Below are 15,744 nucleotides of genomic sequence, written 5' to 3'. Positions count from 1 at the left end.
ATGCATTGTCAAATTAAGACGATAACAGAATTTATATAGCCCCAACGGGCAAATCGAAACGAGGGATCATATGAAAAACAGCTTTGATATCGCAGTGTTTGATGGCGATGGTATCGGCCCCGAAATCACACGACCGACCATTGATATTCTGGGCAAGCTTGCAGCCCAAAGCACCTATGAACTGTCGTTCACCGATTGTCCGGCGGGTGCGGCCTATTATGCTAAAACCGGTGAATCGCTGCCCAAGGCGTCAATGGATGTTGCGCGCGAATCGGACGCGATCCTGCTGTCGGCGATGGGTCTGCCAAGCGTGCGCTACGATGATGGCACCGAAATTTCCCCACAGATTGAGATTCGCAAAGCACTGACGTTGTTTGCGGGCGTGCGTCCGGTGCGCATTTTCCCGGGCCAGCGCACTCCTTTGAATATGCCCGAGGGGCGCGAGGTGGATTTTGTTTTGATTCGCGAAAGCACCGAAGGTCTGTTTTATTCACAAGGAAGCGGCGAGGTCACACAGGACGAAGCCCGTGAGACCCTTCTTATCACCCGCGATATTTCAGAAAAACTGTTCAAATTTGCCTTTAAACTGGCTGGTGATCGTAAGTCTAAAGGGGTCGGTCCTGGTCGGGTGACCTGTGTCGATAAAGCAAACGTGTTTCGCGCGTTCGCGTTTTTTCGCGAAATTTTTGATGGTATTGCCAAGGATTTCCCCGACCTGGTGGCCGATCACGCCTATGTAGATGCCACTGCCCTTTGGATGGTGCAAAAGCCGTGGGACTTTGATGTCTTGGTAACCGAGAATATGTTTGGTGACATTCTGTCTGACTTGGGTGCCGGTCTGATGGGTGGACTTGGTGTGGCGCCATCCGCCGATATTGGATTGGACAACGCGGTGTTCCAACCATGCCACGGGTCCGCGCCTGATATTGCAGGAATGGGTAAAGCGAACCCGATGGCCATGATCCTGTCTGGTGCAATGATGCTGGAGTGGCTGGGCACCAAGCATAACAATGCTGCCATGATGAAAGACGGCACGCGTTTGCGTAAAGCGGTCGAAGATGTGATCGCGCACGGTGACGGTCTGACGCCTGATTTGGGTGGAACGGGATCAACGTCATCCATTGGTTTGGCTATTATTAAGGAGCTAGCAGTATGAATATCCGAGTTGCATGCGTCGGTGCGGGCTATTTCAGCCAATTCCATTACGGCAGTTGGGCGCGCATGGATCGCGTCACGTTGGTGGGGTCCTGCAATCGTGAAATCAGTAAGGCACAAGCAACAGGTTTGCCTGCGTACGACGATCTTGATCAGATGTTGACGGATACCACTCCCGACCTGCTCGACATCATCCTGCCGCCAGTTGCCCACGCCGAGACGATCAGGACAGCGCTGGCGGCGGGGGTCAAGACAATCATTTGCCAGAAACCATTTTGTAACGATCTGGCAGAGGCTGAGGACATGACCGCGCTGGCCGAATCCGCTGGCGCACGCATCATCGTCCACGAAAACTTCCGATTTCAACCGTGGTATCGCGCGATCAAAGTTGCGATCGATGACGGTGCAATTGGCACGGTACAGCAGGCTACATTCAGGCTTCGTCCAGGCGACGGGCAAGGGCCACGCGCATACCTTGATCGCCAGCCTTACTTTCAGCAGATGGAAAAGTTTTTGGTCCACGAAACGGCTGTCCATTTCATCGATACATTCCGGTATTTGTTGGGTGACCCCAAGGCAGTGTATGCCGATCTACGCAAGATAAACCCTGTGATTGCGGGCGAAGATGCAGGGTATATTCTGTTTGACCACTCTCATGGGGCGCGTGCCATATTTGATGGGAACCGTCACCTTGACCATGCTGCGGAGAATACACGCTGCACCATGGGTGAGGGCCTGATTGAGGGCACCGAAGGCACCCTGACCCTGACTGGCGATGGCGCAGTACAGCTGCGAAAATATTCGACAATGACAATGAAGACCCTGCTGGGTCCGAATACGAGGGAAGGATTCGGTGGCGATTGCGTCCATAGCTTGCAATCGCATGTGATTTGCGGGATTTTAGATGGTACAAAGTTCGAGAACGAAGCCCGAGAATATTTGCAGGTTATCCGTATTGAAGAGGCCATTTATGCGTCAGCAGATAAGGCTCAAAAATTGAAAGTCTAAACCGATGGAAAGCGGCACCGCAAAGTCTCGCTCTAGCAGCCATCGTGCTATTGAAGAGTTGTGGGAACTGATCTTTAGCGGTGAACTTTCCGGTGGGTAATTCATCTCGAAAACGAACTTGCGGTTCGTCTGAAAATGTCACGGACTCCAATTCGCGAGGCCGCGTTGGCGGGGTGCAGCGAGACCGGGCTTACGGGGCTCGCATTCGCAATCGACAGTATGGAGGGGCGAAATAGGAATCGGAGTCATGTACACACAACATGATTCCAAATCCTGTATTGCCCCCTTCTTTAGGGCGGGTTTCGGATCGATTGAGGTTCAAGGGCCAACCCGAGAGCAGGCAAGCATTGAGAGTTTGAGTTTCCACAGGCAGGCTCAGAAAATATCTCATAATGACTCAAGGAGTGAGCTATGCGAAAATCTCTTCATCCGCAGGCACTTGCTGCACGACATCCCAATGCTCTACCAGAATATTGTCTCGTACCCGAAACAAGTCAACAACGGCTGACACCCCAGTATCACTGGTAACTTTTGAATAGACGAATACCAGATCGTTCTGATCGTTTTTGGAAGCCGATTTAAATGCCGAGTTCAGAGTCGCAAGCGAGCTTGGTGCCTGGTCGTGACCCACGGCGCTTTTGAAGTCGATATCAGGTGCACAGAGTTCTTGTGCCTGTGCAACGGTTGTGGCGCAGCTTACGAGTAATGCAACTGTGGCTGCCAGTGCGAATTTATGTGTCATAGTGTTTTAGTCTCCCAACATGGGAAAGGCTTTCGCATTGGAAAATGTCAGTAGTGCTCTGAAACCAGCGTCAGGCCAGACGACAGGCAGTCGTCATCTGCCCTGACACGATTATCAAACTTGATTTACCTCAACGCGCGGAAAGCCCCGTCCTTCAGGGCGGGGATGGATAGGTGCGCCCGGCATGGGTGCAATCTTGGAGGTGAAAGTCCTCCCGGAAGCTGACCATAGCGACCGAAGTGAAGCACAACTGCGCAAGGGCGACCAAGCGTGGGGAGGAAGTGTCTAGCGAAACCACGAGCCGATGAACAAGAACCGAATATTGAGGCGTTATCAACCAGGGCGAGCGGGCCTATCATCGCGAAGCTCTTGTGGTCAAAGGGAGATAATGTAGATTCGGCGGTTGTGTGGGGAAGGATTGCAGTCTTACCCGGGGAGATCTCACCTTGTGCCTGAAAGGGCGACGATCGTCTGGTCGGAGTGAGAAGTCAGCAGAGGCCATAGTAGTCGTCATCATGCGATGAAGGGCTAAACGAGAAGGAGAGCTAGAAGACGATGACGCTCGACAAAGCAAAGCACCAGAAACTCGGGAGATCGAGGCGCAGTGAGAGACGAACGGGTGAAGCCCGAAAGTTTCCTGCACGCGGTGAAGCGGTGTCGGTGCCTCAACGAACCGAAAGCTTGGGGCGGGAGAATCTGCTTGAGCAGGCGCTCTCGCGAGAGAACATGGTGGAGGCGTGGAAACGCGTCAAAGCCAATAAAGGTAGTGCGGGCGTAGACGGTCTTTCAATCACTCAAACGATTGAATATCTTCAAACCCAGTGGCCAGTGATCCGGGATGAATTGCTGCGCGGTAGTTATCGGCCATCGGCCGTGCGACGCGTGGAAATTCCGAAACCGGGTGGAGGCTCCAGGGAATTGGGGATACCCACCGTCATTGATCGCCTGATCCAGCAGGCACTGTTGCAAGTACTGCAACCCCTGCTTGACCCGACGTTTTCGGAATTCAGCTACGGCTTTCGCCCGGGTCGAAGTGCTCATGACGCTGTGCTCCATGCACAGCAGTGTGTGCAACAAGGCTATCAGGTGGTGGTTGATTTGGATCTTGAGAAATTTTTCGACAGGGTCAATCACGACGTTCTCATGGACCGGCTGAGTAAGCGAATCGACGATAAGGCCGTTCTTCGGTTGATTCGACGATTTCTTCGAGCTGGCGTCATGATCAACGGCGTATTGGTGGAACGCTTGGAGGGAACCGTACAAGGCTCCCCTCTTTCACCGTTACTGGCTAATGTGCTGTTGGACGAAGTGGATCAGGCTCTGGAGAGGCGCGGACACAAGTTTGCCCGATACGCCGATGACTGCAATGTGTATGTTCGTAGTCAACGGGCGGGGGAACGGGTACTGCGCTCTCTTCGGAAGCTGTATGCAAAACTGCACCTTCGGGTGAACGAGGCAAAGACTGCAGTCGGGCCCGTGTTTGGTCGTAAATTTCTGGGCTACTGCTTACGGCGGTGGAGTGGGAACACGGTCAAGATCGCGGTATCGCCCTCGGCAATCGTCAAGTTCAAGCAGCGCATCCGGCAGATCACACGTCGCGTCGGTGGTCGCAGCCTTGTCCAAGTTGCGGTAGAACTTCGGAGTTTCATTCCCGGATGGAAGGCTTACTTTCATCTGGCACAAACGCCGAAAATCTTCCGTGATCTGGATGGCTGGATACGACGCCGATTGCGGGCTATCCAGCTCAAGCACTGGCGACGCGGCCGTACGGCGTATGACGCTTTACGTCGTCTCGGTGCCTCGCAGGAGTTGGCTAAGCTCATCGCTTGCTCTAGCAAACGTTGTTGGCACAACAGCCTTTCGGGATTGCACCTTATTCTATCGGTAAAGTACTACGATAGCCTCGGTGTACCTCGTCTCTCATGACCTCAACTTCTCGAACCGCCCGGTGCGGACCCGCATGCCGGGTGGTGTGGGAGGGGCCCGACTTCGGTCGGCCCCTATCCCGATCGCTAGAGGCGAAGCCTCTTTCTCGTCCAGCTCAAAGATTTCCTTGATTCGATAGTGATAACACATTCTCGGATAGCTGTTTATAAAAACAGTATTCAATGGATGTCTGTGGCATACTCTCTATCGGTCCAGTGTATTATTCAGTTCATGGAACGTCTACAAGCCTTCAAATTCGAGCTACGCCCCAATGGTGAACAAACCCGCCAACTGTGGCAGTTTGCAGGTAGTTCCCGGTTCGTCTACAACAAGGCATTGGCACTTCAGCAAGAGAACCATAAGGCCGAACTCAAGTACATCAGCTATGCCCAGATGTGCAAAAATCTGACAATCTGGCGTAAAGATAAAGACACGCTGTGGCTTCAACTAGCACCTGCTCAAGCGTTGCAGCAATCGCTCAAAGATCTTGATCGGGCCTATCAGAATTTCTTTGCCAAACGCGCTGCTTTCCCTAAGTACAAAAAGAAAGGCCGTGGTAATAGCTTTCGCTTTCCAGAACCCAAACAGTTCAAGCTTGATCAGGCCAACAATCGTATTTTTCTACCTAAGTTAGGCTGGATGCGCTACCGAAACAGCCGTAATGTCATCGGCACGCTACGCAATATCACCGTCAGTGAGCGAGGTGGTAAGTGGTTTTTTTCTGTCCAGACTGCACAACAGGTTGAGACTCCTCTACACCCATCCACAACAGCGATTGGTCTCGACTTGGGCATCACCGTTTTTGCAGCACAAAGCGACGGTGTCATTCATTTGCCGAAGAACAGTTTTGCACAACTTCGACGACAATTGGCACACGCACAGCGAGCCCTGGCTCGTCAGTGCAAGTATTCCCGCAATTGGAAAAAACAGAAAGCGAAAATCGCCCGCCTGTATATTCGAATAGCCAATGTCCGAGCAGACTACCTGCATCAGAAATCACACCTCATTAGTCAAAACCACGCAGTGGTGTGTATCGAAGACCTGAAGGTCAGCAATATGTCTCGTTCGGCTTCTGGCACCCGACAAGCTCCAGGAAAAAGCGTCAAGGCGAAATCGGGTCTCAATCGAGCAATTCTCGATCAAGGCTGGGGTGAATTCCGTCGACAGCTGAGCTACAAGCTCAAATGGGTGGGTGGTGATTTGATTGTGGTGCCGGCTCAGTACACCAGTCAGCAATGCTCAGGCTGTGGCCATGTAGCGCAAGAGAACCGCAAAATTCAAGAGAGCTTCTGCTGTGTGTCTTGTGGGCATGCAGAGAATGCCGATGTCAATGCGGCAAAGAATATCGTAGCGGCGGGACACGCCGTGATGGCCTGTGGAGGGGACGTCAGACCTGAATTGCACGAACATGCAATTGAGGCAGCCCCAGTGAAGCAGGAACCCACCGAAGTGATTCAGGCATGTGCTTGAACGCCGTAGGAATCCCCTTTATTCAGGGAGGGGAGGATGTCAAATTGGCCCAGGTACTTTCATCCGGAATGCTCTGGATGATGTCCCAGTGCTCGACGATCTGGCCGTCAGCAACCCGGAACAGGTCGTAATAGGCATCGCTCAATCCCGTGTCAGCATCGGGGAAGCCTTCTGACATTGTCAGTACGAAGTCATGGTCTGCGTACAGGTATTCCATTGAGGAATAGAAAGGGCTGCCTTCAGGGATGCTGGCGGCAATTTGTGAAATACCGGTGAAGTCGGTGCCTGCACCAACGCTGTGTTGCTGGTAGTTTTCCTCATCGAAGTAGTCGGTGACCGTGCTCCACTCGCCGTTGATGAACAGTGCTTGCATCGTGTTCGCTACGAGTGTTCGACTGCTTTCTGTATCGACTGTTGTATCGATCGTCAATGTGCCATTTGTCTGGGTGGAATCGTCACCATCATCTTCAACGTTAGCCAGGTTGTCCCAGTGTTCAACGACCTGACCCTCTTCGAAACGGAATACGTCGAAGCCGACCTGTGGTACGCCACCGTTCCAGGTTCCGCCGTAGATGGAGTGCAGGAATACGATGTCATTGTCTTCAAAGACTCTAACATTCTCGACAGTGGTGCCACTCAGTGCGCCGGAATCAATAGCCTCTGACAGGGTTGCTCTACCATCCGGGAATCCAAGGTTGTGCTGTGTGTAGTTGTCAGCACTGACGAAAGCGGTAAAGTCGGTGATATCGCCAGAGGCGATGCTATCGAGTACGGCAAGTGCTCTTTCTGTCTGTGTCGGTTCCAGTGTGGTGTTGCTGGAATTATCATCATCATCTGAGCAGCCAACCAGCGCAAGTGCGACAAGGCCAATCGGGAGCAGGGTTCGTGTATTAAGCATATGAGAAATTCCTTTAACCGTGAAACGCCTGACTAAGGGATCGTGAAACAATTAACTATCATTTTCAGTCGTCCCTGCATCCTGCCCTGCTGCGTTGTTCGGCGGTTGAATAGCCGGCTATTCGCCCTTCTCACGCCTTGCCGGACAGGCGCAGGAACACCTGAAAATTGATACTTAATTATTTCACAATCCCTAACGGCGAAGCTGTCTTCAAACCAGTGCCAGAGGACGACCTGACCGTCGCGAACCTTGGCTCGCAGAGCGAATGTGAATTCACCGATTTCCTTGCCCGAATGTGTTGTGATCCCGTTCATTTTTCCAAAGACTGCGACAGTGTCACCCGAGGCAAATGCATCAGTGTTTTCCCATTGAGTCGTCTGGAAATTCTCGCAGAAGACGGGCAGGAACTTCAGGATTGCCTCTTTGCCTTCCCAGGGTCCGATCCATGGCATGCTCTTGTCGCCCTCGTTGTGCCAGACCATGTTGTCGGCCATCAGTGACATCATCTTTTCCATCTCACCGGCCCCCATCGCGCCCATGAAAGCCATGACGGTGTCCAGGCTTGCCTGTTGTCTTTGCTGGATCAAAAGCGCGGCTATTTGCCGGAGAGTTTTTCAATAAATGAGACTGCCTGACACTGGACCCCGCAGGATCCAGATGCTAGAAAAGCATGTCTTTGTTAGAAGTCCTCGTCGTCCCAGTTGGGCATTGACGATCGGGACAGGCCACGCTTCCACGGGGGGTGAAGTTCTTGATGTCTTTGTTCGCCCATGCGCCTTATCGGATCCTTGTAGAGTTCTTCGCAGGCGTGCAATAGCGCACGGAGCAAATTATGCATTTCACCGATATCCTCGTCACTCAGTGAGGACAGAGCGTCGATTGATGGCAGTGCGTCCCATAGTTTGGTTTTGTCGTTCATCACACCCGGCTCTTGTGAGGTTCTACCGGACTGGTTACATGAGGTCGATTCCTGTTTATCATCCCCTGCCATTCGGTCTATTTCATCGTCAAAACAAAGATGCCGCTGGCGTGGATCACATTGCTCATCAAGCTCCGGCGTGCGGCACTCTATGATGTCCTCGCTGTAGAGCTCCCAAACCGTATCGCGCAAACGGTCAAGATAATCAACAATGGCGGCAGCTTCCTCTGGCGTCCAGTAGAAGGCCACATCAACACAACGTGAGTTCATGAGTCTTTGCCTTTTGGTTTGGGCGTTCTTGTCACTTTGGCTCGGGTCCCTTTCTTTGAAGCTGCTCTTTTTTTGGCCTCATGGACTCGATACGATTCACCCTTGATCACCAGTATTTCTGAATGATGCACCAGTCGATCAACAATGGAGACCACACTGCCGTTGTTGGGGAACATGGATGCCCATTCGCTAAACGGTTTGTTGGTAGTAACAATGATCGGCTTCTTCTCGTAGCGACGGTTGACGATCTCAAATAGAAGATCCGCATGTCGATCGCCATAGGACAGATAGCCCAACTCATCAATGACCAGCAATGAGGGGTGAGCGTAATATCTGAGCCGGCGTCGCAACGCGTTATCACCATCCTGTGATGCCAGATCTCCAAGCATTTCGGCAGCATTGACATACAACGCGGTATGACCTTGCATCACCGCTTCATGCGTGATGTTTTGAGCCACAGTGGATTTGCCCAAGCCATTTGAACCGATCAGTATGATATTGCTTGTCTCGTGAATAAACTCCAGATTCATCAGCTCCGAGATGGCGCCTTTGTCGCATTGTTCAGGCCATTGCCAGTCGAAGTCTGCCAGTGGCTTGAAGCGCCCAATGTGAGCGCTGCTTAGACGTCGTTCAAGGCCGCGCTGTGTTCGTTCTACCTCTTCCCACTGCAGCAAAGAGGGGATCCAGGCAATCTGATCCTTTGAGAGTTCATCCCAATGTGCTAGAAGGCCATGAAGTTTCAAGGCCAGGGCGCGTTGTTGTAATTCACTATTTAATGGAGTCGTCATCTGTCTCTCCCGGCACGCTATTGTCGTTGTCGTTGTCGTTGTCGTTGTCGCTCAACTGGTCATAGCAATCCAATGAGCCCGGGCGCACGACAATGTGATTAGCGCGTGCGTTAGCTGGCAAGGGTACGATCAGTGGTGGTGGACGGTTGTGCTCATCACGCCGTCGTTCAAGCACAATGCGCACAGCATTGGGATGTGGAACCTGTTGTCTCAATGCCTCTGCAATGGCGTGTTCAAGCTCCTGTGCCCCGTAGCTGTCCAGCAGGTTCAGTAGCTGGGCAACCACCTGGCTAGGCCGGTAGCCACGCTTGGCGCCTTGTGTCAGTAGTGCAGTACTGCTCGGTGCAGACTGCGAAAGCCGATCCTGGCCGCGGTGTGCACGCCCCCGACGCTTGTAGTTAACGAGTGCCTGCAGATGCGCAGGATCTTCAATCTGTTCGCCTTTACCATAACTGCGAACATGGCTGGCAATCACCTTGGCACCATCAGTGATTCGCACCGTGCCCATCGAGGCAAGTACTGTCAGCACGCGACGCACATGAGTGTGTGGCAAGCTATAATCGTTGAGATCGTAGCGTGCGTACGGTGTTTTTCCGATGGACACACTGACCCGATCATCGGCTGGATACGGATTGTCCGGTAATGCAATCAGGTGCTCCTTCTCCTTTTCAAACGCTTCACCGACCGTGATTGATGTATCCGCCTGGCAAGGGCGTTGGGTACTGTGCTCAGTGCACCATTGGTCGGCCTGTCTATTCAGATCATCCAGATCACGGAAGTCACGGGCCGCAAAGAAATTCTCGCGTATAAAACGAACTCCTCTTTCAACTCGGCCCTTCTCATTCCCCCTGTACGGTGCGCAGGGGCGCGGTTCGAAACGATAGTGTGCCGAGAGTTTTAGCAGTTCGGGATTGAATGTGATCGCATCACCGTGGCGTTGAATGACAGCCGATTTCAGGTTGTCGTACAATACAACTCGAGCAACGCCGAGATGCTCGAAGGCAGCAACATGTCCCCGCAGAAAACTCTCCATGCGTGCGTTAAGATAGAAGCGTACGAAGATCATGCGGCTCCAGGAAAGCACCATCACAAAGGCCATCAACGGACGCTTGGCCCGGCCGATTTGCAGATGACCGAATGAGCCCCAGTCACATTGCATTTGTTCTCCTGGAAAAGTCTTGAGACGCTGGAAGGCCTCCGGATTTTTCCGGGGACGCAGCTCCGCCACGCGAGCACGAAAGTGACTGGAACACCCGTTATACCCGCGATTACATGCCATCACATATAGGCGAGTAGCGGTCAGATCGGGGAACTTGTCCAGCGTGGCTACGATGAAGTCGTTGTAGGGATCGCGTATCGATCGTGACTCGGTTCGCTCAGATTGTGGCACACCAACCTGGCTCAGTACACGTTCAACCACGCTGTGATGAATATGCAGCTGGCGGGCGATGGTATTGACACCCCAGTGCTCGACAAAGTGAAGCCGTAGAATCTGGCTATGCAACTCAGCATGAATCGTCATGGTGGTGTCCCTTTGTAATTCCGATGTCGAGAGTGATGTCGTGTTGTTCGCAGGAAATCGATTCTCATAGCCTCATTGCAGGCACGTTGACACCCGTTGCAGTAAACAAAACGAGACTGTGTTGGCCTGGATATCAGTGGAGCACTGCCGGACTCCTCGACGGAACCCCGGTGCGTTACTATGGGTGAATCGCAGGGTGTTGCACTCGGTTCTGAGTCAGGTGGCTTTAGCGTGAGCGGGGGTTGTTTGCTCGACTCGAGATCCGATTCAAGCATTGCTTTACGCAACCGGTTACGACGTTGACGGGCGGCAGTGCTACGCCTGCCTTTAGGACTGCGTCGGTAGCGTTTTGCGTTTCGTTTGCAGCGTTCTTTATTTGCAGCCTGGGCGCATCCATCGAAGCAGTAGATATTGCCTCGATCACAGTGGCGGCAGATAATGACCGGTTGGTGGCAACGAGCGCAGTGGTAGCGCCGTGCAGTGTCCAGGTCGTCCATCGGCAATCCCTGCCGGGTAGCTCTGGATTGAAACCTAATGAAGTGCGATACTTCACTTGGCTGTGTGAAAACACGGTTGGGGATGCGGCGTCAGATCGGACCGTCAAATCAGGACTGGCGTCGCGTCTTTCTACACGGCCATTCCTTCCTATCAGTTGATTGAGTCTGTGTCACGCGAATCAGAGGATCGGTAACAAACTAACCTGGAACCCTGAACAGAAGTGATGAGCAGGGTTGTTTTATAATGCACTAGCTCCCCGGCAACTATGCGCGGGTATTGAGCGTCGTATACACCTGTGTCTGATCGTCCAATTCCTGTGCTCCTGCGTGTTGTCCAAGGGTCAATGCCAGTGCGGCGCCCACTGAAGTCTTGATCAAGTTCTGCGTTTCATAGTGTTCTCTGGTAGACAGCTCTGACGATAGGGATAGGCTTGGCGCCCCGTCTCGAATAGCCAGTATTTGGCTAAAAGACATTTCGAAGGATTGGAAAGATGATCGATAGCTATCGCGGACTAGCGGTGTTCGTCGCTGTTGCCGACACAGGTAGTCTTAGCGCAGCGGGGCGTCGCTTGAAGCTCTCGACGTCGGTTGTCAGTCATCACCTTTCCCGGCTTGAGGCTCAGAAGATGGGTACGGCGCTGTTCTTCCGCTCAACGCACTCGATGTCCCTGACCGCCGAGGGTCAGACCGCGCTGTCGCCCGCCCGCCGGATGGTCGCCGCAGGCGAGGAGGCCATCGATGCATTGACGGCTGTTGGCGACGACCCCGTCGGTACACTGCACATCACGATGCCGGCCTGGGGTGGGCGAGCACGATTGCGTCAGAAGCTTTGGAGTTTTGCCCGCTTGTACCCGGCGGTGAAGACGTTCGAAGATCTTGCGGCTTGCGACTACATCGCGATGTCAAGCCTGCCCAATACGGATACCTTCGTGTGTGATGGCGTGTCTGTTCCGTTCAAGCCTGAGAATATTCGCCTCGAGGTGGGCACTATCGGTTCGGCAAAATCCGCGCTCCTTGCGGGATTAGGCTTTCGGCTTCTCCCGTTCGACGAGATCGAAGAGGAGGTCGCCTCGGGCAGTCTTGTCCAGCTTCTGCCCGAGTGGGGCGTGCCGGATATGGGTGTCTACGCCGTGTGGCCAAATATTGATCCGGAGAAGGCATTGACCCGTCGTCTGATCGATTTCTTTCTCGACGACTGAGTGTGCCTCCTCAGGCAGTGACGCTAGAGCGCTTCGATATGCTTGCTGACACTGTCGATTTTTGCCAGTACGGCAGCCTTGTTGTCGGATGAGGTTGACTCGTTGATCAGTTGCTTCAATTCATTCATTTCATTCATGAGATCGGTTTGCAGATCTTCGTGAGATGAAGCGCTTGAATCGTGTTGATTGATCTTTACCAGTTCATCGAGTTCGTGCACGGCCTTGAGCAGGAACGGGGAAATTTCGTAGGTGTGTTCCATGCGTGCTGTGCCGCCATCAGCAACCACGGTTTTTGGCGCGCGGCCAAATTTGTATTTGCGGGTATGCGGTAGAAAGGAGCCTTTGGCGCGATTGTAGATGATTCGCAATACATCCTTGTCAGGACCACTCTGGCGCAGACTGTAATGAGAGATTTCATTGAATCGGACAATGCCCATTTCTGTCAGTGAGGGGTATTGCTTGTCTGTATCAGTCGGATTTCCAGCCATTGGTATTTTCTCCTGAGTGTGTGGTGATACGAATTATTTCGAACGACATAGTCATCGCCCATGCCTGTGGCCAATATAGCCCGAAAAACGGCTATTTGTGAAATCTGGCATTTCTATACGAAAAACGATTGTCGAATTCTTGCTGTTATCGAATCAAGGAAGTCCTGCTCGGCTGTGCCTGAGCTGCATTATAGAGCCGATGCTTGGAGTTGCTTCCTGACTGACCATGCTGTTCAGGTTTGCAAGACGCCTGGAAATCGCGATTATCGTGACAGGTACTCATCGGGTGAATGTGTGATTCATTTCACGATGGCAGAGTCTGAGTGTTATGCAACATTGTTCATTGTTAGAGTGGTTTTGAACGCCTGAACGGTCGTTTAGCGAAATTCCAGGGCAGTTCTAATAATAAATGCTTTACAGGAACAAACGTTGTGATACTGTGTATCCGAAACGTTTCGGATGGCAGTTTCATTGACCTCGACGGAGTTATATGGCAGCGGTACAGGACAGTAAAGGCACATTGAAGGGTATCGCGACAGAGCTGAATCTGTCCGTGACGACCGTGTCTCGTGCTCTGGGTGGTTTTTCGGATGTGGCGCCAGCCACACGCCAACGCGTGCTTGATGCGGCTGCGCGTGCCGGATATTCGCCTAATTCGGCAGCCAGATCGCTGGTCACCGGCCGCACCAATTTTGTCTGTCTGATCTTCCCGTTGCGTGACCGGGCTCGTATTGATCCGTTTTTGGGCGAGTACATTACCGGACTGAGTGAAGGCCTGGTTGAGTGTGGGCGCGACCTGTTTCTGTCCACGGTCGCCTCCAACCAGACCGATCTGGGTGTCTTGCGGCACGTGGTGGAGTCGGGCAGGGCAGATGGCATTGTTCTGAACCGTATCGCCGAGCACGATGAGCGCGTTGACTACCTGATCAAACGAGGCTTTCCTTTCGTGACTCATGGCAGAACGCTGGAGAACAGTGCGGAGCACAGCTGGATCGATACCGATGGAAAGAAGGCATTTTCGGATATGTTCAAATGGTTGTATTCACTGGGCCATCGCCGTTTTGGTCTTCTATCCATCACTGAAGCCATGAGCTTTCGCAGTCATCGTGAGGAGGGATTGCAAGAGGCGATTGCCGAGCAGAATGATCCGGACGTCAGTGTCGTTATTCAGCGTGTTCCTCAGTTCGACATCGATGCGCGTGAATTCTCGGTCAACCAGTTACTCAATGACCGGCATCGCCCCACGGTCATTCTGGCGCTCACTGACGAGATGGGTCTGTGTGTTCTGGAGCGTGCCGCGCAAATGGGAATCAGTGTTCCCGACGAGCTGAGCGTTATCGGCTATGACAATATTCCCGAGTCTGCTTATGCCAAGCCCGGGCTCACCACGTTTGACCAGTCGACTCAGGATACAGCCCGCCAGATGGCCGCACTGCTGGCAAACATCCTGGATGGCCAGACAGGCATCACCCAAACCATGATCGAACCAATACTGATCAAGCGCGGTAGTCATGGGCCTGCGCCCGCACCTGCACCTGTTGTTTCTTCAATCACCAACCACTAGAGAAAATGAATATGAAACCAGTAAAAACTCTCTTGTCGCTGACATTGGCCACCGGCTTGTCCGCGGCAGCCATGGGCGCAGCGAACGCTGAAGTGCTGTTCTGGTCGACACAGGCCAATCCGCCGGAGGAGCAGCAGATCATGCGTGAAAAGGTTCTGGCTGATTTTGAAGGTGGCGCTGACTTTGCGCCCAGCGAGGGTGGCCCCTGGCTGACTCGTATCCAGGCGGAATTGCAGGCTGGAGAAGGCAAGATCGGTGTTCTGGGATCACTGCATGGTGATCTGATCGAATTGAGCGATGGTCTTGTTGACTTGTCCGAGCTGGACACGTCAAGCATGAACAAGACGTTTCTGGAACTGGGCAAGCTGGGTACCGATGAACAGAAGTACATACCCTGGATGCAGGCTACCTACATCATGGCGGCCAACAAGAAGGCGCTGGAATTCTTGCCTGAAGGTGCGGACATCAATGCACTGAGCTACGACCAGCTGATTGCCTGGTCCAAGACGATGGCGGAAGAAACAGGCTCTCCCAAGTTCGGTTTTCCGGCAGGTCCCAAGGGTCTGAAGCACCGTTTTTTCCAGGGCTATATGTATCCGTCCTACACCAATTCCATGGTCACGAAATTTCGTTCCGCCGAAGCTGAACTGGCCTGGAACAAGTTCAAGGAACTGTGGAGCTACACCAATCGCAGTTCCACCAACTTCTCCTTCATGCAGGAACAACTGCTGACCGATGAAGTCTGGGTCGTGTTTGATCATACTGCGCGCCTGGCTGACGCCTTTAACCAGCGTCCTGATGATTTCATCGCTTTCCCTGCGCCTGCAGGTCCTACGGGTCGTGGCTTCATGCCGGTGGTTGTTGGTATGGCTGTACCAAACTCTGCGCCTGACATGGAAGCTGCCAAAAATCTGATCAGCTACATGAGCCAGCCTGAAGTACAGATAGAAACGCTGCGTGCGACCAACTTCTTCCCAGTGGTTGACGTCGAGCTGCCTGATGATATGCCTGCCTCTGTGAAAGCGGCCGGTGCTGCCGTAGCTGCCATGTCCGGTTCTGCTGATGCCAACCCGGGACTTTTGCCGGTAGGTCTGGGCGATCTGGGTGGAAAATTCAACGCCGTCTATGTGGACGCTTTCGAACGCATCGTCCTGGCGGGCCAGGATGTCAGAGAAGTACTTGATGATCAGGCCGACAGCCTGCGCAAGATCATGGAGGAAGCTGGTGCTCCTTGCTGGGCTCCTGATGCGCCTTCCGAAGGTGCTTGTCCGGTCGACTAGTTCTAGCGTTTGTAACTT

General features: G+C 53.0%; 14 protein-coding genes. 7 read left to right on the top strand and 7 right to left on the bottom strand.

What is annotated here, in order from left to right; genetic code table 11:
* Window positions 1–70: 70 nt before the first annotated feature.
* Complete coding sequence (locus tag IMCC3135_RS20100) at window positions 71–1,156, top strand: isocitrate/isopropylmalate dehydrogenase family protein (RefSeq protein ID WP_088919228.1); 1,086 nt, start codon at window positions 71–73, stop codon at window positions 1,154–1,156.
* Window positions 1,153–2,163 (top strand): Gfo/Idh/MocA family protein, encoded by a 1,011-nt coding sequence (locus tag IMCC3135_RS20095; protein WP_088919227.1) that lies wholly within the window; start codon window positions 1,153–1,155, stop codon window positions 2,161–2,163. Before IMCC3135_RS20100 ends, IMCC3135_RS20095 begins: the two co-directional genes overlap by 4 nt.
* Before the next feature lie 409 nt (window positions 2,164–2,572).
* Here the strand turns inward: IMCC3135_RS20095 and IMCC3135_RS20090 are convergent, their stop codons facing one another.
* Window positions 2,573–2,905 carry a hypothetical protein gene (locus IMCC3135_RS20090; protein WP_088919226.1) on the bottom strand — a complete coding sequence of 111 codons (333 nt, stop codon included), beginning with the start codon at window positions 2,903–2,905 and terminating at the stop codon, window positions 2,573–2,575.
* A 555-nt stretch (window positions 2,906–3,460) separates the two neighbouring features.
* On the opposite strand from IMCC3135_RS20090, the gene ltrA reads away from it, so the two are divergent.
* Both ltrA and IMCC3135_RS20075 read left to right on the top strand, forming a co-directional pair.
* A complete protein-coding gene (ltrA, locus tag IMCC3135_RS20080) occupies window positions 3,461–4,831 on the top strand; it encodes a group II intron reverse transcriptase/maturase (protein WP_088919225.1) in 1,371 nt (456 codons plus the stop codon).
* A 231-nt stretch (window positions 4,832–5,062) separates the two neighbouring features.
* Window positions 5,063–6,301: an RNA-guided endonuclease InsQ/TnpB family protein gene (locus IMCC3135_RS20075; RefSeq protein ID WP_088919224.1), complete on the top strand. Its 1,239-nt coding sequence runs from the start codon at window positions 5,063–5,065 to the stop codon at window positions 6,299–6,301.
* A gap of 22 nt (window positions 6,302–6,323) precedes the next feature.
* On the opposite strand, the gene IMCC3135_RS20070 is transcribed toward IMCC3135_RS20075, so the two are convergent.
* From IMCC3135_RS20070 to istA, 5 genes are all read right to left on the bottom strand, one after another.
* Window positions 6,324–7,199, bottom strand: a complete 876-nt coding sequence (locus tag IMCC3135_RS20070; RefSeq protein ID WP_088919223.1) for a nuclear transport factor 2 family protein — start codon at window positions 7,197–7,199, stop codon at window positions 6,324–6,326.
* A 32-nt stretch (window positions 7,200–7,231) separates the two neighbouring features.
* On the bottom strand, window positions 7,232–7,786 hold the full coding sequence (locus IMCC3135_RS20065) for a nuclear transport factor 2 family protein (RefSeq protein ID WP_205737629.1): 555 nt from the start codon (window positions 7,784–7,786) through the stop codon (window positions 7,232–7,234).
* A 92-nt stretch (window positions 7,787–7,878) separates the two neighbouring features.
* Entirely contained in the window at window positions 7,879–8,388 is a 510-nt protein-coding gene (locus IMCC3135_RS20060; RefSeq protein ID WP_088917073.1) for a hypothetical protein, read from the bottom strand.
* On the bottom strand, window positions 8,385–9,176 hold the full coding sequence (istB, locus tag IMCC3135_RS20055; protein ID WP_088917074.1) for an IS21-like element helper ATPase IstB: 792 nt from the start codon (window positions 9,174–9,176) through the stop codon (window positions 8,385–8,387). The genes IMCC3135_RS20060 and istB overlap by 4 nt, the downstream gene beginning before the upstream one ends.
* Entirely contained in the window at window positions 9,157–10,698 is a 1,542-nt protein-coding gene (istA, locus tag IMCC3135_RS20050; protein WP_088917075.1) for an IS21 family transposase, read from the bottom strand. The genes istB and istA overlap by 20 nt, the downstream gene beginning before the upstream one ends.
* A gap of 988 nt (window positions 10,699–11,686) precedes the next feature.
* On the opposite strand from istA, the gene IMCC3135_RS20045 reads away from it, so the two are divergent.
* Complete coding sequence (locus IMCC3135_RS20045; protein WP_088919222.1) at window positions 11,687–12,394, top strand: LysR family transcriptional regulator; 708 nt, start codon at window positions 11,687–11,689, stop codon at window positions 12,392–12,394.
* Between the two features lie 23 nt (window positions 12,395–12,417).
* Here the strand turns inward: IMCC3135_RS20045 and IMCC3135_RS20040 are convergent, their stop codons facing one another.
* Window positions 12,418–12,882 carry a DUF3461 family protein gene (locus tag IMCC3135_RS20040; protein WP_088919221.1) on the bottom strand — a complete coding sequence of 155 codons (465 nt, stop codon included), beginning with the start codon at window positions 12,880–12,882 and terminating at the stop codon, window positions 12,418–12,420.
* 490 nt (window positions 12,883–13,372) lie between these two features.
* Between IMCC3135_RS20040 and IMCC3135_RS20035 the strand changes: the two genes are divergently transcribed.
* A complete protein-coding gene (locus tag IMCC3135_RS20035; RefSeq protein ID WP_088919220.1) occupies window positions 13,373–14,446 on the top strand; it encodes a substrate-binding domain-containing protein in 1,074 nt (357 codons plus the stop codon).
* An 11-nt stretch (window positions 14,447–14,457) separates the two neighbouring features.
* Window positions 14,458–15,726 (top strand): ABC transporter substrate-binding protein, encoded by a 1,269-nt coding sequence (locus IMCC3135_RS20030; protein ID WP_088921962.1) that lies wholly within the window; start codon window positions 14,458–14,460, stop codon window positions 15,724–15,726.
* The last annotated feature ends 18 nt before the right edge of the window (window positions 15,727–15,744 follow it).

Origin of the sequence: Granulosicoccus antarcticus IMCC3135 (genome assembly GCF_002215215.1) — a bacterium.
Classification (GTDB): domain Bacteria; phylum Pseudomonadota; class Gammaproteobacteria; order Granulosicoccales; family Granulosicoccaceae; genus Granulosicoccus; species Granulosicoccus antarcticus.
The sequence above is the reverse complement of the archived record's forward strand: the minus strand, read 5'-3'. Positions and strand labels throughout refer to the sequence as shown.